This is a genomic window from Plesiomonas sp. ZOR0011, from assembly GCF_000800945.1.
GTDB lineage: Bacteria > Pseudomonadota > Gammaproteobacteria > Enterobacterales > CAMTGL01 > Plesiomonas > Plesiomonas shigelloides.
Map to the genome: position 1 here is coordinate 55,962 of NZ_JRKB01000061.1, position 15,205 is coordinate 71,166.

15 protein-coding genes and 3 tRNA genes are annotated in these 15,205 nt (G+C 46.7%); 13 read left to right on the forward strand and 5 right to left on the reverse strand.

Annotated elements, in window-relative coordinates; translation table 11 throughout:
- The first annotated feature begins 4 nt into the window (after positions 1 to 4).
- Both L975_RS10270 and rmuC read left to right on the forward strand, forming a co-directional pair.
- The gene (locus tag L975_RS10270) at positions 5 to 1,612 is read left to right on the forward strand and encodes a BCCT family transporter (protein ID WP_218185591.1); all 1,608 of its coding nucleotides are present in this window, start codon (positions 5 to 7) and stop codon (positions 1,610 to 1,612) included.
- A 462-nt stretch (positions 1,613 to 2,074) separates the two neighbouring features.
- Positions 2,075 to 3,577, forward strand: coding sequence for a DNA recombination protein RmuC (gene rmuC, locus L975_RS10275; protein ID WP_072033062.1), 1,503 nt, complete (start codon positions 2,075 to 2,077; stop codon positions 3,575 to 3,577).
- A 139-nt stretch (positions 3,578 to 3,716) separates the two neighbouring features.
- On the opposite strand, the gene cfa is transcribed toward rmuC, so the two are convergent.
- On the reverse strand, positions 3,717 to 4,895 hold the full coding sequence (gene cfa, locus L975_RS10280; RefSeq protein ID WP_047708509.1) for a cyclopropane fatty acyl phospholipid synthase: 1,179 nt from the start codon (positions 4,893 to 4,895) through the stop codon (positions 3,717 to 3,719).
- Positions 4,896 to 5,072: 177 nt separating this feature from the next.
- On the opposite strand from cfa, the gene L975_RS10285 reads away from it, so the two are divergent.
- Entirely contained in the window at positions 5,073 to 5,381 is a 309-nt protein-coding gene (locus L975_RS10285) for a hypothetical protein (RefSeq protein ID WP_047708511.1), read from the forward strand.
- A gap of 165 nt (positions 5,382 to 5,546) precedes the next feature.
- On the opposite strand, the gene yidA is transcribed toward L975_RS10285, so the two are convergent.
- Together yidA and ybcJ are read right to left on the reverse strand one after the other, a co-directional pair.
- Positions 5,547 to 6,374 carry a sugar-phosphatase gene (gene yidA, locus L975_RS10290; RefSeq protein ID WP_047708513.1) on the reverse strand — a complete coding sequence of 276 codons (828 nt, stop codon included), beginning with the start codon at positions 6,372 to 6,374 and terminating at the stop codon, positions 5,547 to 5,549.
- Between the two features lie 116 nt (positions 6,375 to 6,490).
- Positions 6,491 to 6,703, reverse strand: coding sequence for a ribosome-associated protein YbcJ (gene ybcJ, locus L975_RS10295; protein WP_010863636.1), 213 nt, complete (start codon positions 6,701 to 6,703; stop codon positions 6,491 to 6,493).
- A gap of 185 nt (positions 6,704 to 6,888) precedes the next feature.
- On the opposite strand from ybcJ, the gene L975_RS10300 reads away from it, so the two are divergent.
- Both L975_RS10300 and pbpG read left to right on the forward strand, forming a co-directional pair.
- Positions 6,889 to 7,383: a DUF1456 family protein gene (locus L975_RS10300; RefSeq protein ID WP_047708514.1), complete on the forward strand. Its 495-nt coding sequence runs from the start codon at positions 6,889 to 6,891 to the stop codon at positions 7,381 to 7,383.
- Positions 7,384 to 7,412: 29 nt separating this feature from the next.
- On the forward strand, positions 7,413 to 8,288 hold the full coding sequence (gene pbpG / locus L975_RS10305) for a D-alanyl-D-alanine endopeptidase (protein WP_052021589.1): 876 nt from the start codon (positions 7,413 to 7,415) through the stop codon (positions 8,286 to 8,288).
- Between the two features lie 121 nt (positions 8,289 to 8,409).
- On the opposite strand, the gene L975_RS17275 is transcribed toward pbpG, so the two are convergent.
- Positions 8,410 to 8,778 carry a hypothetical protein gene (locus tag L975_RS17275; RefSeq protein ID WP_010863633.1) on the reverse strand — a complete coding sequence of 123 codons (369 nt, stop codon included), beginning with the start codon at positions 8,776 to 8,778 and terminating at the stop codon, positions 8,410 to 8,412.
- A 416-nt stretch (positions 8,779 to 9,194) separates the two neighbouring features.
- Between L975_RS17275 and L975_RS10315 the strand changes: the two genes are divergently transcribed.
- The 6 genes from L975_RS10315 (at position 9,195) to L975_RS10340 (ending at position 12,171) form a co-directional block, all read left to right on the forward strand.
- On the forward strand, positions 9,195 to 10,553 hold the full coding sequence (locus L975_RS10315) for a histidine-type phosphatase (RefSeq protein WP_047708515.1): 1,359 nt from the start codon (positions 9,195 to 9,197) through the stop codon (positions 10,551 to 10,553).
- A gap of 253 nt (positions 10,554 to 10,806) precedes the next feature.
- Positions 10,807 to 10,883: transfer RNA gene (locus tag L975_RS10320), tRNA-Val, on the forward strand.
- 11 nt (positions 10,884 to 10,894) lie between these two features.
- Positions 10,895 to 10,971: transfer RNA gene (locus tag L975_RS10325), tRNA-Val, on the forward strand.
- Between the two features lie 30 nt (positions 10,972 to 11,001).
- Positions 11,002 to 11,078 (forward strand) — tRNA-Val (locus tag L975_RS10330).
- 171 nt (positions 11,079 to 11,249) lie between these two features.
- On the forward strand, positions 11,250 to 11,705 hold the full coding sequence (locus tag L975_RS10335) for a hypothetical protein (RefSeq protein WP_047708517.1): 456 nt from the start codon (positions 11,250 to 11,252) through the stop codon (positions 11,703 to 11,705).
- Positions 11,706 to 11,739: 34 nt separating this feature from the next.
- Positions 11,740 to 12,171 carry a GNAT family N-acetyltransferase gene (locus tag L975_RS10340; RefSeq protein ID WP_047708519.1) on the forward strand — a complete coding sequence of 144 codons (432 nt, stop codon included), beginning with the start codon at positions 11,740 to 11,742 and terminating at the stop codon, positions 12,169 to 12,171.
- A 91-nt stretch (positions 12,172 to 12,262) separates the two neighbouring features.
- Here L975_RS10340 and L975_RS10345 read toward each other — a convergent pair whose 3' ends face one another.
- A complete protein-coding gene (locus L975_RS10345; RefSeq protein WP_218185592.1) occupies positions 12,263 to 13,858 on the reverse strand; it encodes a phosphoethanolamine transferase in 1,596 nt (531 codons plus the stop codon).
- 629 nt (positions 13,859 to 14,487) lie between these two features.
- On the opposite strand from L975_RS10345, the gene L975_RS10350 reads away from it, so the two are divergent.
- Together L975_RS10350 and L975_RS10355 are read left to right on the forward strand one after the other, a co-directional pair.
- Positions 14,488 to 14,754 carry a hypothetical protein gene (locus tag L975_RS10350; protein WP_047708523.1) on the forward strand — a complete coding sequence of 89 codons (267 nt, stop codon included), beginning with the start codon at positions 14,488 to 14,490 and terminating at the stop codon, positions 14,752 to 14,754.
- A 144-nt stretch (positions 14,755 to 14,898) separates the two neighbouring features.
- Positions 14,899 to 15,078, forward strand: a complete 180-nt coding sequence (locus L975_RS10355) for a hypothetical protein (RefSeq protein WP_036769754.1) — start codon at positions 14,899 to 14,901, stop codon at positions 15,076 to 15,078.
- Positions 15,079 to 15,205 lie beyond the last annotated feature (127 nt).

Genomic DNA, 15,205 nt, shown 5'->3' on the forward strand with positions numbered 1-15,205 from the left:
TGAGATGCTGAGAGCTAAATCCGGTCTATTTCGTGGACTTAATCCAACCATGGCTGTTACTGCACTTACCGTGCTGTCAGTCTTCTTATTGTTTGGCGTGTTTGCGCCGGACTTATCCGCCCAGTGGTTTCAGGGCGCAAAAAATAACATTATCAGCAGCTTTAAGTGGTACTACATTCTGGTTGTATCGCTGTTTCTGTGCTTTGCACTGTATTTGATGTTTTGCCGTTATGGTGATTTACGCCTCGGCGATGATGACCAAAAGCCTGAGTTCAGCTACATGGCATGGTTTGCCATGCTGTTTAGTGCAGGGATGGGGATTGGCCTGATCTTCTGGAGCATTGCCGAGCCGGTATTTCATCTGCAAGGTAACCCATTTATCACCGAAGGTGGTACGCCGGAAGCGGCTAAGGTCGCCATGCGTATTACGTGGTTCCATTGGGGATTACACCCGTGGGCGATCTATTCCATCGTTGGTTTGTCGTTGAGCTTTTTCTGTTACCGCAAAAAACTGCCGTTGGCTATTCGCTCGGTATTGTATCCGCTGTTGGGCGACAAAATTTATGGCTTCTGGGGACATCTGGTTGATGTGCTGGCCGTATTTGGCACCGTATTTGGCGTCGCCACGTCGTTGGGACTGGGCGTAGCGCAGATGAACACCGGTCTTAACGAAGTCTTCGGCATGAGTGTCTCACTGCAAAATCAGTTGATTTTGATTGGTGTGATATCGGCCATCGCAACGCTTTCTGCGGTATCAGGGGTAGGTAAAGGGGTCAAACTACTGAGTGAGTTTAACCTTGGCCTGAGTGCGCTGATGTTAATCTTCTTTTTGTTTGCCGGCCCAACAATCTACATCATGAATTCGTTTGTGCAGGGAATCGGGGATTATCTGCAAAATATCATTCGCCTGAGTTTCTGGACAAACGCCGAAGCCAATGGCGCTTCGAACTGGCAAAGTTCATGGACCGCCTTCTACTGGGGATGGTGGATTGCTTGGGCTCCGTTTGTTGGGATCTTTATTGCGCGCATCTCCAAAGGCCGTACCGTACGGGAGTTCGTGTTGGGCGTCTTGCTGGTTCCGACATTATTGGGGCTGTTTTGGATGTGTGTATTTGGCAGCACCGCCTTGCATATTCAGCTCTTTGAAGGCGGCGATTTGATTGGCGCGGCGAATCAGGATATTACCTCGGCGTTGTATCGCACCATTGATTTAGGCGTGCACATCCCAGCGTTGGCCACCGTTGCTAAACTGGCCATGACATTGCTGATCGCCACCTACTTTATTACATCGTCAGATAGCGGCACCTTGGTGGTGACCACCTTATTGTCCGTTGGCGATCAGGAGCCACCTAAAATCCATCGCGCCATCTGGGGCATGGGTGGGGGATTGGTCGCGGCCATCTTACTGCTGTCTGGTGGGTTAGAAGCGTTGCAAGCGGCGTCTATTTTAGCGGCGTTACCGTTCTCGGTGATCATGCTCTTTATGTGTGCGGCGTTACTTAAGGGCTTACGAGAAGAGCGTCATCATCTCAAACACGATCGCCTACGCTTGCAAGCGCAAGATTGCTCGCCACATCTCAACCTCATGGAGCGTATTGGTCCGGGGAATTGAACGGGTACAAGCACGTTAAAAGAGAAAGAACCTTACGAGAGAACACTTAATTAGCTGTGTTCTCTGACTCGAACAAACTAAAGCAAAGCGGTGCGCCATCAGCGTGCCGCTTTTTTTGCCTGAATCCGCAACGTGGTAAACCCCCAATCTCTAAGTCGTTTCAGTATCTGGTTTCTTATCAACAAACCTTTTTTGTATGAAAAAAATAAACACTTAAATTAAGTCATCATCCAAATTATTCAGCCTAAACCAATCCGCGCATAAGCAAAAAATGAAACTGCACACTCTCCGCACGCGCCAGATATAAAGCTCAACAAGATAAGCCAACGGCGGGTTAACTGTGGGATAATCAGATGGTTAACTCACTCGGTTAGGGTAGAGTACGAACAATGTCTTGCTCGATTTCCCTCTACTGTAGCGTTTGAAAGGGAAAGGCGCGCTGAGCGAATCAAGGAGATAAACATGATCACATTGTCACCGCTGGTGATAGTGCTGTCGGCAGTATCTGCATTAATGCTGCTGTTGTTGATACTGAACCACAAAAATGCACAGCGCCAAGCAGAGCAGGCGGAAGCGGAGTGGGAAAAGGAGCGCCTTTACCTCGAGCGCCAATTTGCTCAGCAGCATGATGAGTTACAACGTCACTTAAATGAGAAGACTCAAGCCCTACAGCTCAGTGAACAGCAATGCCGCCAAACCGAGCAAGAGCTGGTTCGTCAGCAAACCTTGCGTGAGTCTGCACAGCAACATCTGCAAGATGTGAAGCAGTTGCTGTTGGATAAAGAGCACGCACTGAGTGTATTGAACGAAAACTACACCTACTTACTCAGTGAGCATACGGAACTCAAAGCGGTATTAACCGAAAAACAGCGCGTATTAGAGCAGCAAAAACGGGATCTAGAACAAAGCCGTCAGCAGCTGAAAACGGAGTTTCACTATCTCGCCAATCAGATTTTGGATGAGAAAAATCAGGTCTTTAATCAGCAAAGTCAGGTTTCGATAGCCCGTTTGCTGCAACCATTTCGTGAGCAAATTGAAGGCTTCCAGCGTCGTGTTAATGAAGTGCATGCCGAATCACTCAAAGGCAATGTGGTGCTGGAGTCTGAGATCCGTAAAGTGCTCGATATCGGCATGAAGATGTCTGAAGAAGCATCCATGCTTGCCGGCGCCTTGAAAGGGGATAAAAAACTGGCCGGTAACTGGGGCGAGGCGCAGTTAGAGCAGACGCTGCAATTGGCTGGGCTGCTGCGAGATGAACATTATCAGGCGCAGGCCGTATTCAAAAGTGCCGATGGCTCAACCTATTACCCTGATTTTGTGATCAATTTACCGGATGGCAAACATCTGATTATTGATAGCAAAGTCTCACTGATTGACTACAGTCAGGCCGTGGCCGCTACCGATGATGCTAGCCGTCTGCAAGCGTTGCAGGATCATGTTAAAGCGGTGAGAAATCATATCGATAATTTGGCCAGCAAGGATTACAGCAATCTGTGCGGCATTAATAGCCCGGGCTTTGTGCTGATGTTTATGCCGGTAGAGCCGGCGTATATCGCTGCGTTGCAGTATGGTCGTGATTTGTTTAACTACGGCTACGAGAAAAAAGTGATTCTCGTGTCGCATACAACCTTAATGCCGGTACTACGTACTGTTTCTAATTTGTGGATGATTGAACGCAGTAACAGCGAAGCGCAGGAGATCACGGCGCGTGCCGGAGATATTTACAACCAAGTGTGTGTCGTTGCCGAAAATTTACAGCGCCTAGGCAATACCCTGACAGCTGCCAGCAACCATTACAATAAAACGGTGACAGCATTAGCCGGTCGACAGGGCTTACATGGCAAAGTTGAGCGTTTCCAGCGTTTATCCTCGAATATCACTCGCAGCATGCCGGTGTTAGAGCCGCTAAATGCCGATTTTGAACAAGAACGCTTGGCGATGATGACAGACTCCGGCGCGGAGTAAACGCAAGGCGTGTTTACTACACGTGATACATGCGTAAATAAAAAAGAGGCGAAAGCCTCTTTTTTATTATGCTTGATGCCGTGCAATTAAGCGTGAAACTAACACTCACCGCCAATTTATCACTGTGTATCAATCATAATCAGTGCGTAATATAGACGCCACCGCGCAGGCCGCTATGGCTAAACAGCACTTGCCACAGTTGAATATCACGAGCACGGAACGCGCCAGCGCAGGCATTCAAGTAGTAGCGGAACATCCGGTAAAAACGAGGGGAGTAGTTGTCTTTGATTGAATCCCATGCGCGGACAAAGTTCTCATCCCACGCCATCAATGTTTTATCGTAGTCAGCGCCAAAGTTGTGCCAATCTTCCATAATCAGATGACCTTCCGCTTCGTCGGCAATCTGCCGGATAGACGGTAAGCAGCCGTTCGGGAAGATATATTTACTGATCCACGCATCTGCCTTAACGCCTGAGGTGTTACTGCCGATGCAGTGCAGCAGGAATAAGCCATCTTTTTTCAGGCAGCGATTCACCACATTGAAATAGGTACGGTAGTTTTTCGGCCCGACGTGCTCGAACATCCCAACGGATACAATGCGGTCAAATTCTTCGTTCAGATCGCGATAATCTTGCAGCATGATTTGTACCGGCAAGCCTTCACAGCGTTTTTGCGCCAGTTGCTGCTGCTCTTTAGAGATGGTCACACCAACTACGCTTACGCCATACTCTTTTGCCATGTAGGCCGCTAAGCCACCCCAACCACAGCCAATATCCAGCACTTCCATTCCCGGCTGGAGCTGCAGTTTTTCGCATATCATCTTCAGTTTGGCCACTTGCGCATCGGCTAAGGTATCGGCATCTTTCCAATATGCGCAAGAATATTGCATGTTTGGATCAAGCATGGCGTTAAACAGGTCATTACCCAAATCATAATGCTCTTTGCCAACTTGCCACGCGCGGTGACGGGTTTGCATATTAAATATCCGCGCACGCGCAATACGTAAAATGTCTTTCAGATGAGAGGGCAGTTGTTGATCAAGTTTTGCGGTCAACACTTTGTCGAAGAAGACGTCTAGCCGGTCACACTCCCACCAGCCATCCATATAGCTTTCACCTAATCCTAGTGAACCTTCTTGCAAGATCCGCATCAGCGTGTCGGGATGCTTAATCCGCATATCAAAAGGACGCGGTCCATTAATCATAATACCGGCTTTATCCAGCAATTCGGTGGCAATCCGGGTCCAGTTATCCGGTTTAATCTCTGCACACTCAAGATCGTCTGTTGATGTAAGACATTCGGTATTTTGCGCTTTCATTACGGGCTTACCCTCTGAATTTAATCCTAAAAATACAACACGCTTTTCTTATTCTTTTACGTGAAAATGACTTCTGGTTTTAAATATGTAACGCAAATACGCGCTAAAGGGAAAAGTAAGATCAGCAGATTATTTATCTGTTTGTAAGCGAATTTTGTGACAATCAAATGATGTTTTGTGGCGATCAAAACCGGCACCAGTTCGAATAACCCACTCAATTTGTATGATGAATATGATTTGGGAGCCAGTTATACGGGGAATTCGGTTCATATGGCTGAGACATCAGGTGATTGTGAAAGCAGATTTAGCTGTGGTTATTTTATACAACTTGCTAAGTTTTTCGCCTCTTTATTCGATGTATTCGGTTACATTCATCAGCATTATGAAATGTTTGTTGGGCGCATTTTTTGTCGATATTCAGCTTGGCTAAAAAGAGAAAAGGGCAATAAGAAGGGGCAAATAGACAAAAGAGGCACAAAGAAATAGAGGATAATAACCAAGGAAAACCGTGCTGGTGATACAAGAACGAGGGCGAGGCAAAAACAATGTAGCCGCGACAGCTGTACAACGTGATGATACAGCCGTCGCGGCTACCGATTGAAACCTGTTTATCTATGTAGCATTACCGTTAGCGTTCCGGAAAAACCAAACTCAAACACAGCTTTCCAGCTCAGGGTTCACGATAAAACGCTCAATTAAGTGGGCGATGCCGTTTTGATCATTGCTCTTGGTCACAAAGTCAGCAATCGCCTTGATATCCTCAGTGGCATTACCCATCGCAACGCCGAGTCCGGCAAACTCAATCATATGGCGATCGTTACCGGCATCACCCACGCAAATCACCTCTGATGGATCTAATCCCAAATAGTCTGCCAGCATGCCAACTGCAATCCCTTTATTGCTGGACGGATTCAAGAACTCCAGGAAATACGGCGCACTTTGTACGATGGTATAGCGCTGATGCAGGTCAGGGGTTAAACGCGCGATGGCCTCGGAGAGCACCTCGGGCTCATCGATGAACATCACTTTCAGGATCTCTTCATCAGCAGGGAGCTCGGCAAAGTCCATCTCTAGCAGCGGGATCCCGTTCAGTTTCGCTTCATGTTCGGTGTAATGGTTGCGTTTTGGCGTGATTAATCCTAACCGGCGTGAAAACGCGTGAATATTCACCCCTAACTCACGGCTGAGCGTTTGCAGCGCATGTGCATCGCAACCATTTAAAATGCAGCTACGAACCACGTCATGGCTACCGGCTTTTTGAATCAATGAGCCGTTATAGCACAAGACAAAATCGTCATCGGTGTTCAGCCCTAGGGTGTTCAGATACGGCAGCATACCTTCCAGCGGTCGGCCAGAGGCGAGCACTACTTTCACGCCCATTGCCCTGGCTTTCGCAATGGCCTCACGCGTGTTGGGTGAAATCTCACCCTGTGAAGTCAGCAAGGTTCCATCCATATCCAGAGCAAGCAACTTATACATCAGTATTCCTTAGATTTTATCTTCTACAACAGTCATGAATTGGGAAAATAAAAATGCCATTCTGCAACAGAGCAGGAATGGCATTGAGTCGTTACCGTGTGAAAGTTCGCATGCGGTTAGCTTTTGACTTTAACACTCTGGCCTTGGAACAAAACAACCTGACCAGATTGGATCTTGCAACGCTTACGGGTTTCAACTTGTCCGTCAACTTTAACCAGACCTTCAGCAATCACAGCTTTTGCTGCCGCGCCGCTTTCGCTCCAGCCCTGAATTTTCAGCAAATCACACAGTTCAACATAAGGGTGGTTTTCAAGATGGAAGATGTCCATGACAATGCCTTTTGCAAAGAAAGCCGTGCGGTATCACGGTCTAAAAAGTTTTTTACAGTTTATCAGCTAACTTGGGCGCAGAGCGAGCGCAATATTGATATTCCCTCTGAGAGTGGTTGTGCTAGTATGCGCACGCTTTTACCGCGGGTAATCTGCGGTATACATTTAACCGAATTTGGAACTCCATGATTACTAACGATGTTTTGCGAAGCCTGCGTTACTCACTGCAACTGAGTGCAACTAAAATCCGGAACCTGATGAAAGGTGAAGGATATGAAACCACGGCCGAAACCGTTACCTCATGGCTGTCAAAAGAGGATGAAGCGGATTTTCGCGAGTGTCCTGATGCGGCATTGATGGCATTTTTGGATGGGCTGATTACCCATTTTCGTGGTCCAGCTCCGGAAAGTGCCGCAAAGCCACAAATAAAAGAAGGTTTTTCCAACAATTTAGTGTTGCGTAAAATCCGTATTGCGCTTCAATTAAAGGATGACGACATAATCAATATTCTGTCAGCGGCGCAGCTGCGGATTTCTAAACCAGAGCTCAGTGCATTATTTCGTCAAAAAGATCATAAAAACTACAGGATTTGTGGAGACCAGTTTCTGCGCAATTTTTTAAAAGGCTTAGCTCGGGTAAAACGCCCGAATACCCAAACAGATAAAAAAACAAATCATTGATCCTGTATATGTAAATGGATGGAGTTTGTATGAGCAAAAGGAGCCGCATTTTAGGTCTTGTTTATGCGCTGACATGTTCATTTTTCGTGGCAAGCATAACCCCAGTACACGCATCGGCTAAACCAGCAGAATTAAAATTGGCGTCAGCCAGTGCGCTGGTGGTGGATACGCGAAAGGGCAAAACCCTCTATGCGAAAAACCCCAATAAAGTGGTTCCTATTGCATCAGTGACAAAACTGATGACCGCGTTGGTGGTTCTGGATGCAAAACAAAATCTGAATGAAGTGATTACGGTCGATAAACGGGACCGCGACACACTAAAAAATACCCACTCGCGTATCCGCTTTGGTACGCAAATTACGCGTCACGATGCGTTGCTGCTGGCATTAATGTCATCAGAAAACCGCATGGCGTCTGCCTTAGCGCGTCATTATCCGGGTGGGAAGAGCGCATTTGTTAAAGCGATGAACCGAAAGGCAAAATCGTTAGGAATGAAAAATACGCGTTTCTCTGATTCAACCGGTCTGTCGACACATAACGTATCAACAGCCAACGATCTCGCAAAACTGGTAAAGGCGGCCTATCAAAAACCGCTGATTCGTCAGTTTACGCAGACCGAAAGTCATGAGATGCGATTTAAAAATCCAGCCTATGCGTTGCAATTTGTGAACACCAATCCACTGGTTAGAAATGACAATTGGAACGTTCGCTTAAGTAAAACCGGTTTTACCGATGAAGCAGGGCGCTGTTTGGTTATGCGTGCACAGCCTGGCGGTAAAAACGATTTGACCATTGTACTGCTCGACTCCGTGGGTAAACGCACGCCAGTGGGGGATGCTAATCGTATTCGCCAATGGGTGGAAGGTGGCAAACCGGCTGCCGTGCCATCCGTCGCTCGTCGCTAATGGGTTTCCATTACTGAGTGATGAATAAGTGATTAGCGAGCGTAATGTGAATAATAAAAAACCGCCTATGATGGCGGTTTTTTTATGTGCATATAATAAACAGCTAAATAGTGGGTTAAGCTTATTTAAGCGCTTGCTTGATAATGGCTTTTTCAGGATGTTGTATGGCATCTTCAATCGAATCACGAGTATTATTCACTCGCTCTTTTGCCGTACGAATATCGTGATTGAGCGCTTGTTTACTGTCTTTAATACGCTCTTGCGTATTATTTAGCGCATCTTTTTTTTCATCCCAACCTACAGCTTTTCCTGCTTGTTCTTTGAGCGCTTTTTCTACAGTACAGTTACCACTTACACCTAATGTTGCTTCCATTGCTGCGTTGCGTGTTGCTTTTTCCATGGTGCAGTCGCGATTGAGGATGTTGGCATGTGCCGAAGTGCTCAGCAGCAGAGCCAGAGAAAGCCCATATACGCATTTCTGCATCATCATAATTAAATACCTATATTTGGTTAAGCGTTAACGATTCTGATGTTAACGTCATGCATTATCTTATTGAATATCAGTAAAACCTTAACATATATCGAATTGTGCATAACAGCCATCTATAGCGCTATACCTCTAACGTCGAGTTTGTTTACACGTAGATTGTAGAGAGGAAAAACAGGCTGACTTGGAGTATCTATCTGAATATAAAAGTGAATGTTAAGTTAAATTACTTGTTACAAAATAGGCGAGGTAGAATATTACCGTTGCAGCAGAATCAATGAAAACATAGCAATGAGTTAAGAATAAGGATGTTGATCATGCACAGTTTAAAGGTTACCACGAGTAGGTGCGTTGCCACGTATCTCAGTTCGCCATATACAAAACACCGACAGTGCCGACTAGCAGGATTCGCGTTGGCGATGATCGGACTGTGGAGTGGGTTGGCGCAGGCGTCTGCGGTAGCGGAATCTACCGCATCAACGGCCTCCGCAACGTCTGATATGCCAGCGATGACGCTGGAGAAGGTCGTGATCTTGAGTCGGCATGGCGTGCGTGCACCAACAAAAATGCCGCCTTTACTCTACCAGGTTACGCCTGAGCAGTGGCCTGCGTGGCCAGTTCCCTTGGGGGATATCACGCCACGCGGTGAGCATCTGATTTCCTTGATGGGACGTTATTACCGCGATTATTGGCGTGAGCAGGGGTTGTTGAGTACTGCTACGACAGCGTCGTCGACAGCATCTGCGGCAGAAACCGATAGCACCAAAGGCTGTCCGGCTCCGGCTGATATCTATGTTTGGGCTGATGTGGATGAACGGACGCGTAAAACCGGTGAGGCCTTCTTGCAAGGTTTAGCGCCGGACTGCGGTTTGTCTATTCACCATCAGTCTGATGTACGCAAAAAAGATCCGCTATTTCATATTCAGCCGGACTCCACTTGCAAAATGGATCCCGATACCGCCCTTGCTGCGGTACAAATGCAGGTCGGCATACCGTTAGGCAAAATTAACCAAGCACATGCGCCAGCGCTGGCATTGATGGATAAGGTGTTACGCTTTGAGGATTCCGCTTATTGCCAGTTAAACGCCCCGCAATCAGGTGTTTGTACCTTAGCGGCGACGATACCGGAAAAAGTCACCATCGGTGATGGAGTAAAGATACAGCAACATGGCGCGCTGAGTTTGTCCTCCACCTTGGCGGAGATGTTTTTACTGCAACAAGCCCAAGGCATGGCCGCGCCGGGGTGGGGACGTATTCACACTGAGGAACAGTGGAACAAGCTACTCAGTTTGCATAACGCCGCGTTTAATTTGGCGTTTCGCACACCATACATCGCCGCGCATCAAGGCTCTGCATTATTACAGACCATCACCGCTGCGCTAAATGATACCGCCGGTGCAGATTCATTAGGCACGCCGGCCGCGAAGGCACGTATCGTCTTTTTAGCCGGCCATGACACGAATTTGGCAAATCTTTCTGGTTTACTGGGCACCGATTGGACATTGCCACAACAGCCGGATAATACCCCGCCAGGAGGCGAGTTGGTCTTTGAGCGCTGGCGAGATAGCCGTGGTACGCCTTGGTTACGGGTACAAGTTGTGTACCAAAGCTTGGCGCAAATGCGCGAACAAACACCGTTAACCTTAACTGAACCTCCGCATGCGGTGACACTTCAACTGCCTGGTTGCCAAACTGCAAGTGAGCGGGCGGGTTGGTGCCAGTTATCTGACTTTAATCGCTATGTGAAGCAGCATATTATTCCCTCTTGTACCTTGTAGGCGCTGCGGGGTGGTTAGCTTCGGGGGGCGCCATCGGCGATGCTCGAGGTGATTCAGTGCTTTTGTGCGGACATGCAGCAGGGTGCAGTGAAGGTGTGAACTGATTGGCATGAAAAATCAACGGATTGATGCAATTTAGGCCAATCAGTTCAGTGATTTGATTTTTTTGCACTTTCTCACTTGCCAGCATCCCGAGCTATCGTTAATATTCACCTCGCTTACAACGGCAACATGTCGTGAAGCGAGTTGCAAAGCGTCCTTAGCTCAGCTGGTTAGAGCACCACCTTGACATGGTGGGGGTCGGTGGTTCGAGTCCACTAGGACGCACCAAAATCTGCGATACACCCATAGCTCAGTTGGTTAGAGCACTACCTTGACATGGTAGGGGGCGGTGGTTCGAGTCCACTTGGGTGTACCAAATTCAGCAGATAAGCAACCTATACAACATACACCCATAGCTCAGTTGGTTAGAGCACTACCTTGACATGGTAGGGGTCGGTGGTTCGAGTCCACTTGGGTGTACCAGATTTCAGACAAAGCCTCGCTATGCGAGGTTTTGTCGTATTTGTTTTCTAGCCCTTGTTTTCTAAAACATGTCTTCTCGCATATCCAAAAGCCCTTTCTTCGTTTATCTTCCTCTGCGTCGCTGTTTTGTTCGGGCCGTTCAGTCATGAAATGCAGCAGAGGATTACCGTTATGTCAGTAAATAAATCTGCCGCAAACACCGGGTCAATAAATACCACTCCAAACAATACGGCATCTCCAATAGCGCGGTGGCCGTGTATTCTGTTTACAGTAATCAGTGCTTTGTTGAGTACGATGGTGCTATCTGCCTTGTACTCGGTCGGACATCAGTATGCGCATTCCCTTGGTCGCCATTTTCGTGGTGGTGTCGGTTGGGGGCTGAATCTGTCAATGATGACAGCTTGTTTTACGATAGTCGCGCTCGTCTATTTCTGGTTCTTTTTTAAACAAAGAAAAAACCGGTTCAGGAACGGTTTATTGTCTGCGTTAGTGTTTCTGATCTTGGCAATGCTAGTATCGGGGATGGCGGGCTATCCTTATCGCTTGGCGTATTACGTTTTATGCGCACAGATTGTTCTGATTACGCCTGCCGTCATCAGTGGTGTCATCGACAGATTGCGTCGATAACTCCTCCTTATTATCATCCGCCGGAGAAGTAGAAATGGAAGAAGTCAGGGTTGTTGCATTCTCAGGAGCGGATCAGCAGCATATTTGTCAGATTCGAGAAACCGTGTTTGGTCAGGAACAAAACATCTCCCGAGCGTTGGATTTAGACGGCGAAGATCCACAAGCATGGCATGCGCTGGTGTTTGTAGATGGTCAACCGGTCGCGACCGGGCGCATTCTGGCTGATGGCCATATCGGGCGCGTAGCTGTACTTAAAAGTAATCGCGGTAAAGGCATGGGCGCGAAAGTGGTAAATGCGCTGGCTCAGTTTGCACAAGAGCAGGGTTACCCACGAGTCTTTCTGGGCGCACAAAGTCATGCGGTGGATTTTTACCATCGCTTAGGGTTTACCGCCTGTGGTGATGAGTTTATCGAAGCGGACATTTTGCATGTCCCAATGCATAAAGTTTTGCACCACTCTGCGTGAATACGCCACATAACTCATCATCATCCCTACATGAAAAAGGGTTCATTGCTGAACCCTTTTGTGTATGACGAACTTTGTGTTCTGATGGCTGCTAGGATTGACAGGCCGCTAAAATATCCAACTCACCGTTCTTAGCTTGCGTTTTCACGCCAGTGATCCCCAGCAAGGTATGGAATAAGTTATCGTGGGAATATGCTTGGCTGCCTGCTTTTTGTTTCAGACATTCGGCATTGATGTCACGCTGAGCAATAAACTGGGGCGACATCCATAGCATCATAGGAACCAGAGTTTGAGTGTCTGGTGCCACGCTGTATGGCGTGCCATGCAGGTATAAACCGGACTCACCCAAAGACTCGCCGTGATCAGAGATATACAATAAGCTGGTGTTGTATTTCTGTGTCAGAGCAGGAGCATCGAGCCGATTAATCACTTTAGAAATCACATAATCGGTATACGCGATCGTATTGTCATAGGTATTAACCAATTGCTCTGTTGAGCAGTTTTCAATATCACTGCGCGGACAATCTGGCGTAAATAGGCGTTTTTCGGCCGGATAGCGCTGATAATAGGTTGGGCCGTGGCTACCAATCACATGTAAGACAATCAACGCGTCTTTACCGTCGGTTTTGTTGAGCAGGCTGTCTAACTCAGGTAAAAACACCTCGTCGTAACATGTCTTGCCGTTGCAATAGGCATTTTTTTCAGCGGGATTAATGGTAATGGTGGTGACCTTGTCACAAACACCTTTACAGCCGCCATCATTTTCTAGCCAAGTTACGTTAATCCCCGCACGTTGAATGACATTCAACGCATTATCCTGATTTTTGGCTTGTTGTTCGTTGTAATTGCTACGCCCCAAATTGGAGAACATACAAGGCACCGAAAGAGCAGTTGCCGTGCCACATGAGCTGACATTCTTAAACGAAATCATGCCTAATTGTTGGGTATATCGGTTGGTATCACGCGCATAGCCATTCAGTGAATGGTTAGCACTACGCGAGGTTTCCCCGAGTACCAATACGGTAATTGATGGTTTGGTTTCTGTCGGCACACGCGTTCGCACTGCATCTGCACCTACCGTGGTGTAAGGTACTGGCGCTGAGAAATGGGCCTTTTTGATGTACTTATATGTGTTACGAATAAAATAAGTGGGGACAATTTGTGAGAGCAATTGCGGGTTATTTCTGCCCACTGACGCATAATCTTTGTAGAAAAAGAGCGCAATAATGGCAATTACCACGACTGAAACAACCATGCTGGCTAAACGGCGCACCTGTTCACGCCAAAAGCCACCGTACTGAATTTTTGTATTGAGCAATAAAAAAATCGGAGGGATAACAAACAGCGCAAAGGCGGTGATGGAGGAGGCATTAATATACGCATGAGCCTCTGCCACATTGGTTTCAAAAATATTTTGAATCATGTCGCGATCAAATACAACACTGTATTTGATCATGGCATAAGAAACGGCAGCGGAGCTCATTAACAGTAGGATAATGACCGGCTTAATCAGGTAGCGCCAGTTGAGTAGGTTGAGCGCGAGGTTGAGGGTAAAGACAACAAAAAAGGGAATACTAATGATAAATGCTGGATGGACGGTAGTCATCTCTTTAAAGATAGCCGCCAGCTGGGCATAAAAACTAAAATTAAGAACTGTGCCCAAATATAAGCTGGTAAGAAACGTCACAGTTTCCTTACTGCACGAAAGAGACAGCCTCGGGAACATCCGTTTACCTGAAGTGTTGTGTCTTAACAAGTGATACCTACCCGTAGTTTTCTGCTAATAGCATGAAGTTTAATGAAAATTAATATTGTTATTGTGCCAGTGTGTATTTTGTCGAGGGCTTTTATAACATACCTGCCGCTCAGTTAGAGCCGTGCTTGAGCGGAAAGTTGCTGCAATGTGTTATTTTTATTTCCTATGATGCATGTAAGTGCATATTGGTTTGCTGTTTTAATCGCCTAGATTTTCTTTTTACGGTTATTTATTTCATCGGCATCCGTCAATGAAATAAATAACCCATTGAAAATCAATCAACAACAATTAACTGGCTAGAAATTAAATAGCAAAAGACTGTTACACATAATAATCGTGCGGGGCTCTTGCTGTCAGCGAGAAAACATCTAGAGTCATTAACAAGAGATAAACAAATCGTAGTGAATCTCACGCTAACATTAATCTCCCAGTGCTCCTAGAAAGTGAGTTGACGTCAAGTTAGCACAAACAACGTTAGCTTAAGTGAGTTGTAGTGGAGCGATGTAGGTTAGCTGTCTGGGATGGGGTTGACGTCAGGTATAAAGTAGGAGGATGGCGATATGCATATGTTAAGCGTTGTGCTTTGTATTCTTTTGCTGTTGCCCGTATCCACGTTGTCGACAGCCAAAGCCATTACGTCTACACGATTGCCCGGTACGCTGTCTGACTCATGGTCACGGATTCAGATCGCCGAACAAAGCGCGGTGTTCAACTGGCCGGCACGCTATGTTAAGCCGGTGATGATCAATAAAAGTCAAAAAGCGGATTTATCTAAAAAGGAGCGTAATCATATCGTTTCTGCACATTTGAGTTTGCTGCTGCGATGAATAGCTACACTCAGTAATGAATACTCAGTAATGAATATTGGGCTCTGAATATTGTCTTAGTTTATCTGCTGTATACACGGCAGAGATTAAGGTAGGCAAAAAACGGACTCAGATTAAAGCGAGCCTTTTACATGGATTATTATCATGATGATTTTATTCATTATTGTAGCGTTAGTACTTAATGTCTCTTTCATGATGTGGTTTGAGAAACATGATCTTTACGCCATGGCGCATCATGGCTATGCCTTCTTAATTTTCTTGGGATTGTTTGGCGTGTTGCTTGGCCTGTCTTTTAGCCTGCTAAAGAGGGTGAGTCGAGAATAATCTCGCCATAGTTATAAGCTCGCAGTGATAAAAAAATCCCGCATCATTGGCCAGTCAACGGACATTGATGCGGGATTTTTGTTTGACAGCACTTTTTGTTTGACGGCTCGGTGAGCCGTCAGCAATC

What these genes read in the sequence shown, in the direction of transcription:
- L975_RS10270 (WP_218185591.1), top strand. Translation starts at nt 5, where the DNA reads ATGCTGAGAGCTAAATCCGGTCTATTTCGTGGACTTAATCCAACCATG.
- rmuC (WP_072033062.1), top strand. Translation starts at nt 2,075, where the DNA reads ATGATCACATTGTCACCGCTGGTGATAGTGCTGTCGGCAGTATCTGCA.
- cfa (WP_047708509.1), bottom strand. Translation starts at nt 4,895, where the DNA reads ATGAAAGCGCAAAATACCGAATGTCTTACATCAACAGACGATCTTGAG.
- yidA (WP_047708513.1), bottom strand. Translation starts at nt 6,374, where the DNA reads ATGTATAAGTTGCTTGCTCTGGATATGGATGGAACCTTGCTGACTTCA.
- ybcJ (WP_010863636.1), bottom strand. Translation starts at nt 6,703, where the DNA reads ATGGACATCTTCCATCTTGAAAACCACCCTTATGTTGAACTGTGTGAT.
- L975_RS10300 (WP_047708514.1), top strand. Translation starts at nt 6,889, where the DNA reads ATGATTACTAACGATGTTTTGCGAAGCCTGCGTTACTCACTGCAACTG.
- pbpG (WP_052021589.1), top strand. Translation starts at nt 7,413, where the DNA reads ATGAGCAAAAGGAGCCGCATTTTAGGTCTTGTTTATGCGCTGACATGT.
- L975_RS17275 (WP_010863633.1), bottom strand. Translation starts at nt 8,778, where the DNA reads ATGATGATGCAGAAATGCGTATATGGGCTTTCTCTGGCTCTGCTGCTG.
- L975_RS10315 (WP_047708515.1), top strand. Translation starts at nt 9,195, where the DNA reads ATGATCGGACTGTGGAGTGGGTTGGCGCAGGCGTCTGCGGTAGCGGAA.
- L975_RS10335 (WP_047708517.1), top strand. Translation starts at nt 11,250, where the DNA reads ATGTCAGTAAATAAATCTGCCGCAAACACCGGGTCAATAAATACCACT.
- L975_RS10340 (WP_047708519.1), top strand. Translation starts at nt 11,740, where the DNA reads ATGGAAGAAGTCAGGGTTGTTGCATTCTCAGGAGCGGATCAGCAGCAT.
- L975_RS10350 (WP_047708523.1), top strand. Translation starts at nt 14,488, where the DNA reads ATGCATATGTTAAGCGTTGTGCTTTGTATTCTTTTGCTGTTGCCCGTA.
- L975_RS10355 (WP_036769754.1), top strand. Translation starts at nt 14,899, where the DNA reads ATGATGATTTTATTCATTATTGTAGCGTTAGTACTTAATGTCTCTTTC.